The following is a 14,190-nucleotide window of genomic DNA, read 5'->3' on the forward strand; positions in this document are numbered from 1 at the left end:
TATTGTATGAAGATGAGTATCGGACGAGTTTAATATTTACAGGTTCAAATAGTGAGCTCATGTTTACTCGTTGGAATTACAAGGATGCAGGTGCCACCATTAGTGTAGCTGGTAGTTTTGTTAATCGTTCCATGGCTGGCGTTCCGGCAGTTTTATCTCGTACATCAGATATGACAAGTGCAATTTGGAAAACCACCTGGTGGAAAAACGGAACGAGTTTTGAGATTTATATCAGCGATGAATTAAATTCCAGAGGTTCGCCGGCGCTTAATAGCGACAGTGTTTTAAAGATCGCTCAAATATTTGAGTAATATAGTTGCTATTTGTTAATGAGGTGGACGCTGCCGCTACTGGTGACGGCCCTGGCCGCCCTGATCGCCTTGCTGTACGGCGAATACCGCTACGCCCTCGATCCCAGGCCAGCAGGTGCCACGGGCGACGGGCCCGATCCGCTGGACTTGCTGGAACTGGGCGGCGACCTGATCGAGATGGCCGGCGACCTGAGCGACCTGGGCGGCGACTGAGCGCACGCCACCTTCGGTACAATGACGCCATGCTCTCCGAATTCGACCTCATCAAACAATACTTCGTGCGCCCGCAAGCGGGCCGCGCCACGCTCGGCATCGGCGACGACTGCGCCCTGCTCACGCCCACGCCCGGCATGCAGACGGCCATCTCGTCCGACATGCTGGTCGAGGGCCGCCACTTCTTCGCCGGCGCCGACCCCTACAAGCTGGGCCACAAGAGCCTGGCCGTCAACCTGTCGGACCTGGCGGCCATGGGCGCGCGGCCCGTGGCCTGCACCCTGGCGCTGGCGCTGCCGGCGGCGCAGCGGGACTGGCTGCACGGCTTCTCGTGCGGCCTGTTCGCGCTGGCCGACGCCTTCGACTGCGAACTGATCGGCGGCGACACCACCAAGGGCCCGCTCAACATCTGCATCACCGTGTTCGGCGAAGTGCAGCCCGGCCACGCCCTGCGGCGCGACGCGGCCCAGGCCGGCGACGACATCTGGATTTCCGGCACGCTGGGCGACGCCCGCCTGGCGCTGGCCGGCTACCGCAACGAAGTGGCGCTGGACGAGGCCAGCCTGCAGGCGGCCGCCGTGCGCATGCACACGCCCACGCCGCGGGTGGAGCTGGGCGTGCTGCTGGCCCGGTTGCGCGTGGCGCACGCGGCGATCGACATTTCCGACGGCCTGGTGGGCGACCTGGGCCACATCCTGGCCCGCTCGCACGTGGGCGCCACGCTGGACGTGGACGCGCTGCCGGCCGGCGACGTGCTGGCCACGCGCGAGACGGCCCTGCGCCGCGCCTACACGGCCGCCGGCGGCGACGATTATGAACTGTGCTTCACGGCCCCGGCCAGCGCCCGCGCCGCCGTGCTGGCGGCGGCCGGCAGCGTGGCCACGCCCGTGACCCGGGTCGGCCGCATCGAGGCCCAGCCCGGCCTGCGGCTGGTGGACGCGGCTGGCCAGCCACTGGACCTGCGGCTGGCCAGCTTCGACCACTTCACCTCTTGAGCCCGCGGCGCCTCGGGAGCGTCCACCTTCGGGCCGGCATCCCGCAGGCCGGCCTCACCATCCGGGCCCGGCTAGCTCCCCGCGCGTTCCTGACCGCCTGAGCGTTCCGGCTCGCCAGGACGTTCCGCTCCTGCCGGGCCGAGCAAGGCCGTGTGGTCCTCGTCGGGCAGCCCCACGCGGCGGCCGGTGCCGTGCATCAGCCAGTAATGGTGGAAGGCCAGCCGGATGTTGTCGCGCAGCTGGGTGTCGTCCCACGGCTTGGTGTAGAAGCGGTAGATGGCGCCCCGGTTGATCGAGTCCAGCACCGCCTCCAGCCCCGTGTAGCCGGACAGGATGATGCGTATCGTGTCCGGATACATCTCCTTGACCTTGCTGAGGAACTCCGTGCCGCTCATGATGGGCATGCGCTGGTCGCACAGGATCACCTGCACCGGGTGCAGCGCCAGCAGCTCGAAGGCTTCGGCCGGCGACACGGCCGTCAGGATCTGGTAGCCGTCGCGCCGGAACAGCCGGTGCAGCGAGGACAGCACGTTGACGTCGTCGTCCACGATGAGCAGGGCCTGGGCCGGCGCGCTGCCGCCGGACGGGTCCGGCGGCAAGCCCTTGCCCCCCTCCACCAGCGCCCCCATCTCCTCGGCCGGCAGCGGGCGGCTGAAGTAGTAACCCTGCATCTCGTCGCAGCGGTTGCGGCGCAGGTATTCCAGCTGGGGCCGGGTCTCCACCCCTTCCGCGATCACCCGCAGCTTGAGGCTGTGCGCCATGCTGATGATGGCCAGCGCGATGGCCGCGTCGTTGGGGTTGGTGGTGATGTCGCGCACGAAGGCGATGTCGATCTTGAGCTTGTCGATCGGGAAGCGCTGCAGATAGGCCAGGCTGGAATAGCCGGTGCCGAAGTCGTCGATGGCCACCTTGACGCCCAGTTCCTTGAGGTTGGCCAGCACCACGATGGTGCGCTCGGCGTTCGACATCAGGGCCGTCTCCGTCAGCTCCAGCTCCAGCAGTTCGGCCGGCACCTTGTAGCGCGCCAGCGCCGTGCGCACTTCCTGTTCCAGGTCGCCCTCGACGAACTGGCGGCTCGACACGTTGACGGCCACGTGCACCGCGCCCACCCCGGAACGGGCCCAGGCCGCGATCTGGCGGCAGGCCGTGTCGATGATCCAGGCCCCCACCCGCACGATCAGCCCCGTATCCTCCAGCACCGGCACGAATTCGGCCGGGAACACCAGGCCGTAGCCGGGCCGCTGCCAGCGCAGCAAGGCTTCGGCGCCGCTGATGGCGCCCGTGTGCAGGTTGACCTTGGGCTGGTAGTACAGCACCAGCTCGTCGTTGTCGAGCGCGCGCCGCAGCGCCATCTCCAGGTCCAGCCGCGCCAGCACCTGCACGTTCATGCCGGCCGTGAAGAAGCGGTAGCCGTCGCGCCCGGCCTGCTTGGCCCGGTTCATGGCCGTGTCGGCGTAGTTGACCAGCGTTTCCGGGTCGGTGGCGTCGTCCGGATACATGGCGATGCCGATGCTGGCCGTCAGCGTGGCGTTGTGCCCGCCCAGCTCGAACGGCGCCCGCAGCGCCTCGCGCACTTCGTTGGCCACGTAGACGGCGTCCTGCTGGTCGCGCGTCATGGTCAGGATCAGGCCGAACTCGTCGCCGCCCAGCCGGCCCACCGTGTCGCGGATGCGCACGCACTGCACCAGCCGGTTGCTGAACTGGCGCAGCAGCTCGTCGCCCAGCGCCGCCCCCAGCGAATCGTTGACGTTCTTGAAGCGGTCGAGCGCGATGAACAGCACCACGATGCGCCACTCCTTGTCCTGCGCCAGCTCGATCGATTCGGCCAGGGTCTGGAAGAACAGGGTGCGGTTGGGCAGGCCCGTCAGGCTGTCGTAGTGGGCCATGTGCTGCAGCCGTTCCTGGGCCTGGCGCCGTTCGCTGATGTCGCGCGCCACCCCCAGCAGTACGGACGCCTGGCCCGGCGCCGCGCCCGGCTGCAGCTGCCAGTAGATCTCGACCGGCACCTTGACCTGGTCCTGGCGCGCCAGCTCGATCTCGGCCAGTTCCGGGGCCCGCGCCGCGCCGGCCACCGCCGCAGGTCCGTCCAGCTGGGAGGCCAGTTGGACGGCCAGTTGAGCGGCCAGTTGAGCGGCCTGCTCGCGCAGCGCCTCGGTGCTGCCCAGCGCCAGCCGCTGCGGCGTTTGCGCCAGCAGGGCGGCACGCTCGTAACCGAGCATGCGGCAGGCGCCGTCGTTCACATCCAGCAGCGCCAGGCTGTGGGCGTCGAGCAGGAAGATGGCGTCGGCCGTGGCGTCCATGGCGCTGCGAAAGCGCTGCAGCTCGGCCGTGCGTTCGCGCACGGTCTGCTCCAGGCGGGTGTTGTAGTCGCGCGCCTCGCGGTGCAGCAACCGCACTTCCAGCATGTTGCGGATGCGGGTCAGCACTTCCACCGGGTCGAACGGCTTGCTGACGAAGTCGCGCGCGCCCGCCTCCAGCGCGGCCAGCTTTTTTTCCGGCTCGGCCGTCACCACCAGCACCGGCAGATAGGCTTCCGTCTCGAGCGGCTTGAGCGCCTCCATCACGTCGAAACCGCTCATGTGCGGCATGTGCAGGTCGAGGATGATGAGGTCGTAGCGGTGTTCGGCATGCCAGGCCGCCACCACGGTGGGGTCGCCGGTGGCGCTGACGGCCAGGTAGCCGCTGCTGGCGAGCAGGAATTCGAGCAGCTGGATGTTGACCGGCTGGTCGTCGACGATGAGGATTTTCGCCCGCAGGATATCGTCCTGGTTGATCATGTGCGCTCCGCTGCCTTGGCCAGGGCGCGCCGGCTGGCCAGGTGGGCCAGCGTGGCGTTGATCGCCTCGGTGAATTCATCGATGTTGATGGGTTTGACCAGGTAGCGGAAGAAACCCAGCGCCAGCCCTTTTTCCACGTCGCGCGGCATGGCGTTGGCCGTCAGCGCGATGACGGGGATGTGGGCCGTGGCCGGATCGGCCCGCAGCAGCTGCAGCGCGTCGACCCCGCTCACGCACGGCAGGTTGATGTCCATCAGGATCAGGTCCGGCTGGTGGGCCCGCGCCAGCTCGATGCCCAGGTGGCCGTCCGGCGCCGACAGCAGCCGCAGGTCGGGCCGGAAGCGCAGGATTTCCTCCACCAGCTTGAGGTTGGCCGGATTGTCTTCCACGTACAGCAGCGTGGCCTGGCTGGACGCCTCGGCCCCGGCCGGCAGCACCGCCAGCGTGCGGACCGCCTCGTCGTCCAGCTGGCGCGGCAGCGGCTCGGTGGTCTGCAGCTCGATCCAGAACAGACTGCCCACGCCGGCGCTGCTCGATACGCCGATGGCGCCGCCCATCAGTTCGACCAGGCGCTTGGTCACCACCAGGCCGATGCCCGTGCCCTCCTCCGCGCCGGCTTCCTGGCCCAGGCGGTTGAACGGCTGGAACAGCAGCTCGAGCTGCTCGGGCCGCAGGCCCAGGCCCGTGTCCTGCACCGACAGGCGCAGCCGCTCGGGCCCCGTCATGCTGCAGTCGACCACCACGGCGCCGCCGTCGCGGTTGTACTTGATGGCGTTCGACAGCAGGTTGAGCACGATCTGCTTGACGCGGGTGCGGTCGGCCAGCACGTTGGCGTGGCAATTGGCGGGGAACAGCAGGCGGATGTTGCGCTGGGCCGCCAGCGGCTCCGTCATGGTCTGGCATTCCTGCAGGATGTCGGCCAGCGCCACCGGCTCCAGCGACAGGGCCACGGTGCCCGACTCGATCTTGGCCAGGTCCAGGATCTCGTTGATCAGCGTTAGCAGGTGGCGCCCGGACTTGAGGATGTGGTTGGCGAACTCCTTCTTCTGGGGCAGGGTCGAGGGCAGCTTGTCGGAGGTGAGGATCTGGGCGAAGCCGAGGATGGCGTTGAGCGGCGTGCGCAACTCGTGGCTCATGGACGACAGGAAGGCCGTCTTGGCCTGGTTGGCGCTGCGCGCCTCCTCCATGGCCCGTTCCAGCTCGGCGTTGGCCGCCTCCAGCTGCAAGGTGCGCTCGTGCACGCGCTGCTCCAGTTCCGCATTGAGGCGCATCACTTCCTGCTGCGCCTGGGCGCGCTGTTCGGCCTCGCGCGCCAGTTCGCCGTTCGACGCTTCCAGCGCCCGGGTGCGGGCCTCGATCTCGCTCAGCATGCGGTTGAAGGAATCGACCAGCTGCGCCACCTCGTCGTCCGACAGCTTGCGGGCCCGGCGCGAATAATCGCCCGTCTCCACCACCTCGCGCGCGATGCCGGCGATGTCGAGGATGGGCTGGGTGATCACGTGGTTCAGGCGGCCCATGATGAGCCAGGCCACCAGCATGGCCAGCGCCGTCACGCCCAGCGCGATGACCAGGTAGTCGGCGATGCGGCCCACCATCTCGTACTCGGCCCGCAGGTAGACCGTGCCCAGCAGCTCGCCATTGTCGACGATGCGCTTGAACAGGATCAGCTTGCCCTGCTCGAAGCGCACGCTGTCCTCGGACGCCGCCTCGCGCGGGAAGTCGCCCTCCTGGCCCGGCGCCACGTAGCTGGCGAACAGCTGGCCGCGCGCGTTGTAGATGGCGCCCGCGTTGACCTTGGGCCGCAGCCGCAGCAGGCCCAGGTTTTCCTTGGCCAGGCGCTGGTCGTCGAAGGCCAGGGCGGCCGACGTCATGTGCCCGATCAGCTCGGACTGGGTGCTCATGTCGGTCAGGATGTTGCGGTGGTAGGCCCGCAAGTCGTAGCCGATGATGGTGCCCACCGACACCAGCAGCGCCACCAGCGTGGTCAGCAGCACCACGCCCAGCAGTTTCTGGCGCAGGGTACGGGGCCGCGTCATATGGCCCCCTGCACCCGGTAGGCGGCCGACAGCATGCGGGCGCTGATCTTGATGCGGGCCGCCATGGCCTGCTTGAGGGCCACTTCGAAGCGCAGCTTGTCGTCGGCGATGACGAAGTTGATCATGCTGCCCAGCGCGTGGGCTTCCTCGCTGTCGGACACGGTCAGCACGGCCTGGCTCTGGCCGCTGGCCAGCCAATCCTGCAGCTGCGCCTTGTCCACCGTGCCCACGAACAGGATGTGGATGCCGGCCAGCGGCTCGCCCTTGTGCAGCCGCTTGACCTGCAGCGGATGGCCGCCGGCGCTGCGCCCGGCCACCGTCTGCTCGAGCTGGTCGGCCAGGGCGTCGGCCCCGGCCACGCCGATCACGAGCGCGCTGTCGGGGCGGGCGAAACTGCCGTCTGGCCATTCGACGAAACCGGCGAACTTGTACAGGTAGGCGGCCTTGACCTGGCGTTCCAGCGTGCCCGGCTGCGCCAGCGCCGCGGCCGGCAACAGCAGCACGGCGCCGGCTGCCGTCAGCAGCAGGCGCCGCCGTGGCCACGCAGGCGCATCGGCGCGCGCGGCCGGAATCATCCCAGTGTCGAAGTCATTCAACAACGTCATAGCTGAGCTGCCAGAAAGATGCGGTCGGGGGAGAGCCTGGACGGTGCCGCCCGGTACGGACGGCGCCATCGGCCATGCCCGCGCGACGTCGGCGCGCGGCTTGCAAATGAACAGTCATGCAGCGCTGGCGCGGGACGGCGGGCCGGGGCAATGCGTCTTCGAGTGTACGCAATTTCCCCGGGCTTGGGGAGTTTTTTTCGTAAGATTGACAGTTGACTAGGGCCGTCGCCGGCGGCCCGGCACGGCATTGGCACGGACCAAACCGGCATGGTAAAGTGGGCTCAGCCCGTGACGGGGAGACCGTCCCGCATCCGACAGACTCTGCATGCAAAGGAGCACACCGTGACTACCCCAACCATCATCGACCTGGCCGCCAAGGTGGGCCTGGCGTTGCAGGAAAAAGGCTTGCTGCTGACCACGGCCGAATCATGCACGGGCGGCGGCATCGCCCAGGCCATCACGGAAATTGCCGGCTCCACCGGCTGGTTCGACTGCGGCTTCGTCACCTATTCCAACGCCTCCAAGACGGAAATGCTGGACGTGTCGGCCGCCCTGATGGCGCAGCTGGGCAGCGTGAGCGAGGAAGTGGCGGCCGCCATGGCCAGCGGCGCGCTGGCGGCCAGCAACGCCCATGTGGCCGTGTCCGTCACGGGCATCGCCGGTCCCTCGGGCGCCGTGCCGGGCAAGCCGGTGGGCACGGTGTGCTTCGGCTGGGCCAACGGCGAGCACGTGCACACGGAACGCCTGGTGTTCCCCGGCGACCGCCAGGCCGTGCGCGAACAGACGGTGGTGCACGCCCTGCGCGGACTGCTGCGCTTTATCAACTGACGGTGCGCCGGACCGGCGCGGCTGGCCGGTTGGCCGCCCCGCCGCCAGTGCCGGTACGGTTGACCTGATTCCTAGCTGCGCCGGCCCGGCCGGCAGCGCCCATCGTGCGAGCGGGCGCCATGGTTGCTATCCGCTCCCAAAACAATTACCCTCGACGCTGTGCGGCGGGCCCCCGGCCCCCGCACGTCCGACGGAATTACAGACTCAGGGAGTATTTCGATGCAAAACACGGTACATTTCATTCTCCAGGGCAAGGGCGGCATCGGCAAGACGCTGGTGTCGACCATCCTGGCCCAATGGATCGCGGGCAAGGATGAAACGCCACTGCGCTGCTACGACACCGACCAGGAAAACGCCACCTTCTCGCGCTACAAGGCGATGGGCGTCAAGCATGTGCCGGTGATGACGGACGCGCGCAACATCGACCCCAAGCGCTTCGACGCCCTGATGATCGACATCCTGGAAGAGGATGGTAACTGCGTCATCGACAACGGCGCCAACACCTTCTCGCCGCTGATGGGCTACCTGATCGAGAACGACTGTTTCTCGCTGCTCGAGGAATCGGGGCGCAAGGTCTACATCCACACCATCGTCGGCGGCGGCGACACGCTGCACGACACGGCCATGGGTTTCGTGTCGACGGCCAAGTCGACCACCGTGCCGCTGGTGCTGTGGGAAAACGAACACTTCGGCCTGTTGCAATCGGCCTCCGGCAAGCAGTTCACGGAATCGCAGACCTATGCCGACAACGCGGCGCGGGTCAAGGGCCGCGTGGTCATGACCCAGCGCAACGCCGACACCTTCGGCGCCGACCTGAAGAAAATGAACACGGCGCGCCTGACGGCCAATGAAGTGAAGGAAAGCGACAAGTTCAACGTGATGGAAAAGCAGCGCATCAAGGTCGTGTTCCGCGACCTGTTCGAGCAACTCGACAAAGTACAGTGGTAACGCCCATGGACCAGCACAAGCTGCGCAGCCTGGTATTTGACAAGACCGGCGTACGGATCGACATCGACGACCCCATTTTCGCGCTGGTGGCGCTCAACGAAGCGGTGCTGGCCGAGACCGTGGAACGCCACGTAGCCCTGCTCGAAGCGGCCGCGCAGGAACTGGCGCAGCAAGCCCGGCTGGCGGGCGGCTTGCAGACGGCGGCGCTGGCGAGCGACACAGCGGCCAGTACAGCGGCAGATGCGGCGGCCGGCGTGGTGCAAGCTGCCGCGGCCAGTGGGGCGAAAGCTGCCCGGACCGGTACGGAAAAAGACGCGACAGAAAACACTGCGGACAACGTGCCCATCTTCTGCCGCACCACGGGAACCAAGGCATACGGGGCCGCGCCACCCGTCGTGGCGGGTTTCGCCCCGCGCGAATGGCGTCTGCTGGGCGCGGCGGCGGCCGTGTCCGTGCTCAGTGCGTTGCTGGTACTGGGTGGCCAAGCCGTGTTCTTCAAGCCAGTGGTGCCGCCGGCGCCCATACTGCAAGCCAAGAGCCTCACGGCCGAACAGCTGCTGGCCATCCAGAACGGCGAAAAGCTGACCAAAGCAATCCAAAAGCTCGACCCCAAGTCCCGCAGCCTGGTGCAGGCGGAAATGCAAAAATAGTTTCCAAATAAATGGGGACGTACCCCATTTTCGTTTTCAAAATAATGGGGACGTACCCCTTTTCGCCCCACTTCGCCATTTCGAAATGGGGTACGTCCCCATTTTTATCTTTCCCTGTTTTTTTTAGGCGCCGGGCGGTTTTCTGCTAACATGTGAACATCTATTCATATGTTTGCCATGAAATCCTACGCCGAATCCGATCCCGCCATCGCGCAGCTGGCTGACCTGTTCCACTTGCTGGGCGATCCGACCCGCTTGCGCATCGTGCTCGCTTGCCTGACGACGCCGGTGGCCGTGAGCGGCATCGCCACTTCGCTGCAACTGAGCAGCTCGCTCGTCAGCCACCACCTGCGCCTGCTGCGCGCGGCCCGTATCGTCAAGTCGGAACGCCATGGCAAACAAGTGTTCTACACCGCCGCCGATGCCCACATCAGCGACGTCCTGTGCGATATGCTGGAACATGTCGCCGAACCTTCTACCGGGAATGAAGCATGAGCCGCCACCACGATCACCACGGGCATGACCATGCTCACGATGACCACCACCACGCACCTGCCGCCAAGGCCACATCGTGCGGCCACGACCATGGCCACGGTCACCATCACCACCACGGCGACCCGACCACCCACGGCCGCGCCTTCGCCATCGCCATCGCGCTCAACAGCGTGTTCGTGGCGATCGAATTCATCTACGGCTTCATCGCCAATTCGACGGCGCTGATGGCCGACGCCGGCCACAACCTGTCGGACGTGCTGGGCCTGATGCTGGCCTGGGTGGCCGCCATCCTGGCCAAGCGGCTGCCGGACGGCCGCTACACCTACGGCATGCGCAGCAGCTCGATGCTGGCCGCGCTGTTCAATTCCATGTTGCTGATGCTGGCCTGCGGCGCCATTGCGTGGGAGGCCTTGCAGCAGTTGCTGCATCCGTCCCCCGTGGCGGGGCTGACGGTGTCGGTGGTGGCGGCGGTGGGGATCGCCGTCAATGGTTTCTCGGCCTGGCTGTTCATGGCCGGCAGCAAGGACGACATCAACATCCGCGGCGCCTACCTGCACATGGCGGCCGATGCAGCCATCTCGCTGGGCGTGCTGCTGGCCGGCCTGGCCGTGATGTACACGGGCTGGACCTGGCTCGATCCACTGGTCAGTATTTCCATCGTGGCCATCATTGCGTGGAGCACGTGGTCGCTGCTGAAGGTGTCGCTGCGCATGATGATGGCGGCCGTGCCCGACGGCGTGAACCATGGCGAAGTGGAGCAGTTCCTGCGCGCACGCGATGGTGTGAGCGACGTGCATGACCTGCACATCTGGGCCATGAGCACCACCGAGACGGCCCTGACGGTGCACCTGGTCATGCCGGCCGGCTATCCGGGCGACGTGGCGATGGATGCCATTACCGCCCAGCTCAAGCACGACTATTCGATCCACCACTGCACGCTGCAAATCGAACAGGGCACCACCGCCCATGCCTGCAGCTTGCACGGCGAGGGGCAGGCCGCAGGCACGGGCCAGGCAGCCGAGCATGCGCATGACCACGACCACGATCATGATCACGACCACGAGCATGGCCAAGAACACGACCACGGCCACAAGCATTAACCAAGGTGCGGTGACCGCAAAAGGCTGAACGTCGTTCCTGAATGGCGGGCGCCGGCGCGGCGCCCGCCCCTTGCTCAGTCCGCCAGATTGGCGTACAGCGGCGTACTCAGGTAGCGTTCGCCGAACGAAGGCACGATGGTCACGATCATCTTGCCCGCATTTTCAGGCCGCTGGGCTACCTGGATGGCGGCCCACAGCGCGGCACCGGACGAAATCCCCACCAGCAACCCCTCCTGCCGGGCCGCTTCGCGCGCCGTGGCGAAGGCGTTGTCGTTGCTGACGCAGATGACTTCGTCGTAGATCTTGGTGTTCAGCACGCCCGGCACGAAACCGGCGCCTATGCCCTGGATCGGGTGCGGCCCCTTGGTGCCCTTCGACAGCATGGGCGACGCTTCCGGCTCCACGGCGATGCACTGGAATCCCGGCTTGCGCGCCTTGATCACTTCGCCCACACCGGTGATGGTGCCGCCCGTACCAACGCCGGCCACCAGGATGTCGACCTGGCCGTCCGTGTCGCGCCAGATTTCCTCGGCCGTCGTGCGGCGGTGCACGTCGGGATTGGCGGGGTTGTTGAATTGCTGCGGCATCAGGCAGCGCGGGTCGGCCTCGCACATTTCCTCGGCCTTGCGGATGGCGCCCAGCATGCCTTCGGCACCCGGCGTGAGCACCAGGTCGGCGCCGTAGGCGCGCAGCAGCATACGCCGCTCGCGGCTCATGGTGTCGGGCATGACGAGCGTGCAGCGGTAGCCGCGCGCGGCGCACACCATGGCCAGCGCAATGCCCGTGTTGCCGCTGGTGGGCTCGACGATGATGGTGTCGGGCCGGATCTGGCCGGCCGCCTCGGCCGCCTCGATCATGGCCAGGCCGATGCGGTCTTTCACGCTGTGGGCCGGGTTGGCATATTCCAGCTTGGCCAGGATCTGGGCCCCGGCGCCGGCGCCCATGCGGTTCAGGCGTACCAGCGGGGTGTTGCCGATCAATTCAGTGACGTCGTTGGCGATCTTCATACTTGTTCTCCGCAGGTTGGAATCGAAAGAATAGTCTACCGCTTTTTACCGGGGCGGGAGCGGCGCCCGCACGAGCCCGGCCTTATTTCACGTCGACCAGTTCCACTTCGAACAGCAAGGCGGAGTTGGGCGGAATGTCGCCGCCCGGCGCGCCGCGCGAACCGTAGGCCAGCTCGCTGGGAATGATCAGGGTGCGCTTGCCGCCCACCTTCATGCCCAGCACGCCCTGGTCCCAGCCCTTGATGACCTTGCCTGCGCCGAGCGGGAATTCCAGTGGCTCACGGCCGGGGTCGCGCGAGGAATCGAACTTCTTGCCACGGAAATTGCGCGCCAGCGGACGGTACAGCCAGCCCGTGTAATGGACCCGCACGGTGCTGCCGGCCATGGCTTCCTTGCCGTGGCCGAGCTTGGTGTCGGTGACGATCAGCTGTTCGGCCAGCGGCCCGGGGCTGGCCGAACCGGGCACCACGGCCGCCGGAGCCGGCGCGGCAGCGGGCGCGTCGGCGGCCGGGGCACTGGCGGACGGGGCCTGAACGGGCGCCTGGTCTTGCGCCAGGGCCGGCAAGGCGGCCATGCCGCAGAAAGCGAGAGTGAGGAAACGACGCATCATGTTGTATTCTTTCGGTCAGAGTTGGACTTGGCCGCTTGCCATCGCCGCAGGGCGGCAAGCCGGCGCGGCACAATCATAGCAAAACCTGCCATTTATGCACGACGATACGGCACCACACAAGCTCTTTTTCGCCCTCTGGCCCGACGCGGCCGAGCGGGATGCGCTCGCCCCGTGGCAAGCGCTGGTGCGGGGACGGCCCGTGGTAACGGCCAATCTGCACCTGACGCTGGCCTTCCTGGGCTGGCAGCCGGGCGCCGCCGTGGCGCCGCTGCTGGCCATCCTGGACGGGCTGCATGTGCCGCCGCTGCAGCTGGAGTTCGATATGCTGGGCTACTTCAGCGGCCAGCGCATCGCCTGGGCCGGCATGCGCGCCGCGCCGCCGGCGCTGCTGGCGTTGCAGGCCGAATTGATCACCGCGCTGGACGGGGCCGGTTTCCGGGCCGACAGCCACGGCCCGTTCCGCCCCCACGTGACGCTGGCGCGCCATGCCCAGCCGCCGGACGCGGCGATCATGGCGCCCGTGCAGTGGCGCCAGGCCCAGGTGGCGCTGATGCAGTCCGGCACGCCCGACGGCGTGTACCGCGTGCTGCGCGCCAGGCGGCGCTGAGCACGCCGCAACGCGCGGCCATGCCGGGAGCGCCTATGGGTGCCATGACAGGAGTCGGCATGCCCAATCGGCCCCGTCGTCTAATTTGGTCGAATTCGTCATGATTGCGACTAATTCAGGCTGAAATTTCCAAATGTCAGTCCAAAACTGTCCATGAAATCCGGGCTCGGGTCTAATTCAGTCGAATCTTTTGACGCCAAAGTCCAAAGCGAACCAGCTTCTGATGCTACGGTCCAATTTATAGACTTATCCAGTAACGCAACAGCCGCGCTCAGGCCGCCGCCGGCACCGCCGGCGCGTCGCCGGCCGGTTCGGCCGCCTCGGGCGCCACCGTCACGCCGTCGGCCAGCTTGCGCAGCATATGGCCGGCCGCCACCATGCCGAAGCTGGCCGTGACCACCATGGCCGAGCCGAAGCCGGCGCAGTTCAAGCCCGTCACGCCGCCCCGGTCGTCGCCGTCCACGGCGCACGCTTCGCCCGTTTCGGGGAACTTGAGCGGCTCCATCGAGAACACGGCATCGACATTGAACTTGTTCTTGGTGCCGCGCGGGAAGCCGTACTGGTTGCGCATCAGCTTGCGCACGCGCTTGAGCAACGGTTCCTGCTCCGTACGGGCCAGGTCGCGCACCTGGATCTGGGTCGGGTCGGTCTGGCCGCCGGCGCTGCCTATCATCACCAGCGGAATGGCATGGGCGCGGCAGTAGGCCAGCAGGGCCGCCTTGGCCTTGGCGCTGTCGATGGCGTCGAGCACAAAGTCGTAGCCGCGGCCCCCTATCATCTGGTCCAGGTTGTCCGGGGTGATGAAGTCTTCCACCTGGTGCACCTGGCAGTAGGGATTGATCTGGGCGATGCGCTCGGCCAGGGCCGTCACCTTGGCCTGGCCGATGGTGCCGCTAAGGGCCTGGATCTGACGGTTGATGTTCGACTCGGCCACGTTGTCCAGGTCGATCAGGGTGAGCTGGCCGATGGCGCTGCGCGCCAGCGCTTCCACCGCCCACGAGCCCACCC

General features: G+C 66.9%; 15 protein-coding genes. 9 read left to right on the forward strand and 6 right to left on the reverse strand.

The window, feature by feature from the left end; all coding sequences use genetic code 11:
* The 3 genes from AC3WOS_RS27510 to thiL form a co-directional block, all read left to right on the forward strand.
* Nucleotides 1-311, forward strand: a 311-nt coding sequence (locus tag AC3WOS_RS27510; protein WP_492720365.1) for a hypothetical protein, incomplete at its 5' end; no start/stop codon positions are given.
* An 18-nt stretch (nt 312-329) separates the two neighbouring features.
* On the forward strand, nt 330-524 hold the full coding sequence (locus AC3WOS_RS27515) for a hypothetical protein (RefSeq protein WP_492720367.1): 195 nt from the start codon (nt 330-332) through the stop codon (nt 522-524).
* Nucleotides 525-553: 29 nt separating this feature from the next.
* Nucleotides 554-1,519 carry a thiamine-phosphate kinase gene (gene thiL / locus AC3WOS_RS27520; RefSeq protein ID WP_492720369.1) on the forward strand — a complete coding sequence of 322 codons (966 nt, stop codon included), beginning with the start codon at nt 554-556 and terminating at the stop codon, nt 1,517-1,519.
* A gap of 71 nt (nt 1,520-1,590) precedes the next feature.
* On the opposite strand, the gene AC3WOS_RS27525 is transcribed toward thiL, so the two are convergent.
* Genes AC3WOS_RS27525 through AC3WOS_RS27535 form a run of 3 tightly spaced genes read right to left on the reverse strand, consistent with a single transcriptional unit; the run spans nt 1,591 to nt 6,937 of the window.
* Nucleotides 1,591-4,296, reverse strand: coding sequence for an EAL domain-containing protein (locus tag AC3WOS_RS27525; protein WP_492720370.1), 2,706 nt, complete (start codon nt 4,294-4,296; stop codon nt 1,591-1,593).
* Complete coding sequence (locus AC3WOS_RS27530) at nt 4,293-6,332, reverse strand: sensor histidine kinase, YfiR-like protein-associated (RefSeq protein ID WP_492720371.1); 2,040 nt, start codon at nt 6,330-6,332, stop codon at nt 4,293-4,295. The genes AC3WOS_RS27525 and AC3WOS_RS27530 overlap by 4 nt, the downstream gene beginning before the upstream one ends.
* Complete coding sequence (locus AC3WOS_RS27535) at nt 6,329-6,937, reverse strand: TOL_0243 family YfiR-like periplasmic protein (protein WP_492720373.1); 609 nt, start codon at nt 6,935-6,937, stop codon at nt 6,329-6,331. The genes AC3WOS_RS27530 and AC3WOS_RS27535 overlap by 4 nt, the downstream gene beginning before the upstream one ends.
* Before the next feature lie 342 nt (nt 6,938-7,279).
* Here AC3WOS_RS27535 and AC3WOS_RS27540 point away from each other — a divergent pair, with 342 nt between their 5' ends.
* From AC3WOS_RS27540 to AC3WOS_RS27560, 5 genes are all read left to right on the forward strand, one after another.
* A complete protein-coding gene (locus tag AC3WOS_RS27540; protein ID WP_492720375.1) occupies nt 7,280-7,765 on the forward strand; it encodes a CinA family protein in 486 nt (161 codons plus the stop codon).
* Between the two features lie 219 nt (nt 7,766-7,984).
* Complete coding sequence (locus tag AC3WOS_RS27545) at nt 7,985-8,713, forward strand: P-loop NTPase family protein (RefSeq protein WP_492720377.1); 729 nt, start codon at nt 7,985-7,987, stop codon at nt 8,711-8,713.
* Between the two features lie 5 nt (nt 8,714-8,718).
* Nucleotides 8,719-9,363: a hypothetical protein gene (locus AC3WOS_RS27550; RefSeq protein ID WP_492720379.1), complete on the forward strand. Its 645-nt coding sequence runs from the start codon at nt 8,719-8,721 to the stop codon at nt 9,361-9,363.
* Nucleotides 9,364-9,540: 177 nt separating this feature from the next.
* Complete coding sequence (locus AC3WOS_RS27555; RefSeq protein WP_492720381.1) at nt 9,541-9,858, forward strand: ArsR/SmtB family transcription factor; 318 nt, start codon at nt 9,541-9,543, stop codon at nt 9,856-9,858.
* On the forward strand, nt 9,855-10,958 hold the full coding sequence (locus AC3WOS_RS27560; protein WP_492720383.1) for a cation diffusion facilitator family transporter: 1,104 nt from the start codon (nt 9,855-9,857) through the stop codon (nt 10,956-10,958). Before AC3WOS_RS27555 ends, AC3WOS_RS27560 begins: the two co-directional genes overlap by 4 nt.
* A gap of 74 nt (nt 10,959-11,032) precedes the next feature.
* On the opposite strand, the gene cysK is transcribed toward AC3WOS_RS27560, so the two are convergent.
* Nucleotides 11,033-11,965, reverse strand: a complete 933-nt coding sequence (gene cysK, locus AC3WOS_RS27565) for a cysteine synthase A (protein ID WP_492720385.1) — start codon at nt 11,963-11,965, stop codon at nt 11,033-11,035.
* 82 nt (nt 11,966-12,047) lie between these two features.
* Nucleotides 12,048-12,575, reverse strand: a complete 528-nt coding sequence (locus tag AC3WOS_RS27570; RefSeq protein ID WP_492720387.1) for an FKBP-type peptidyl-prolyl cis-trans isomerase — start codon at nt 12,573-12,575, stop codon at nt 12,048-12,050.
* 94 nt (nt 12,576-12,669) lie between these two features.
* On the opposite strand from AC3WOS_RS27570, the gene thpR reads away from it, so the two are divergent.
* The gene (gene thpR / locus AC3WOS_RS27575; RefSeq protein WP_492720389.1) at nt 12,670-13,182 is read left to right on the forward strand and encodes an RNA 2',3'-cyclic phosphodiesterase; all 513 of its coding nucleotides are present in this window, start codon (nt 12,670-12,672) and stop codon (nt 13,180-13,182) included.
* Nucleotides 13,183-13,453: 271 nt separating this feature from the next.
* On the opposite strand, the gene AC3WOS_RS27580 is transcribed toward thpR, so the two are convergent.
* The coding region (locus tag AC3WOS_RS27580) for a tRNA threonylcarbamoyladenosine dehydratase (RefSeq protein ID WP_492720391.1) at nt 13,454-14,190 on the reverse strand (737 nt) is incomplete at its 5' end.

This window comes from Rugamonas sp. FW305-51 (assembly GCF_058786935.1).

What these genes read in the sequence shown, in the direction of transcription:
- AC3WOS_RS27535 (WP_492720373.1), bottom strand. Translation starts at nt 6,937, where the DNA reads ATGACGTTGTTGAATGACTTCGACACTGGGATGATTCCGGCCGCGCGC.
- AC3WOS_RS27550 (WP_492720379.1), top strand. Translation starts at nt 8,719, where the DNA reads ATGGACCAGCACAAGCTGCGCAGCCTGGTATTTGACAAGACCGGCGTA.
- thpR (WP_492720389.1), top strand. Translation starts at nt 12,670, where the DNA reads ATGCACGACGATACGGCACCACACAAGCTCTTTTTCGCCCTCTGGCCC.
- AC3WOS_RS27560 (WP_492720383.1), top strand. Translation starts at nt 9,855, where the DNA reads ATGAGCCGCCACCACGATCACCACGGGCATGACCATGCTCACGATGAC.
- thiL (WP_492720369.1), top strand. Translation starts at nt 554, where the DNA reads ATGCTCTCCGAATTCGACCTCATCAAACAATACTTCGTGCGCCCGCAA.
- AC3WOS_RS27555 (WP_492720381.1), top strand. Translation starts at nt 9,541, where the DNA reads ATGAAATCCTACGCCGAATCCGATCCCGCCATCGCGCAGCTGGCTGAC.
- AC3WOS_RS27545 (WP_492720377.1), top strand. Translation starts at nt 7,985, where the DNA reads ATGCAAAACACGGTACATTTCATTCTCCAGGGCAAGGGCGGCATCGGC.
- AC3WOS_RS27570 (WP_492720387.1), bottom strand. Translation starts at nt 12,575, where the DNA reads ATGATGCGTCGTTTCCTCACTCTCGCTTTCTGCGGCATGGCCGCCTTG.
- AC3WOS_RS27530 (WP_492720371.1), bottom strand. Translation starts at nt 6,332, where the DNA reads ATGACGCGGCCCCGTACCCTGCGCCAGAAACTGCTGGGCGTGGTGCTG.
- cysK (WP_492720385.1), bottom strand. Translation starts at nt 11,965, where the DNA reads ATGAAGATCGCCAACGACGTCACTGAATTGATCGGCAACACCCCGCTG.
- AC3WOS_RS27515 (WP_492720367.1), top strand. Translation starts at nt 330, where the DNA reads ATGAGGTGGACGCTGCCGCTACTGGTGACGGCCCTGGCCGCCCTGATC.
- AC3WOS_RS27525 (WP_492720370.1), bottom strand. Translation starts at nt 4,296, where the DNA reads ATGATCAACCAGGACGATATCCTGCGGGCGAAAATCCTCATCGTCGAC.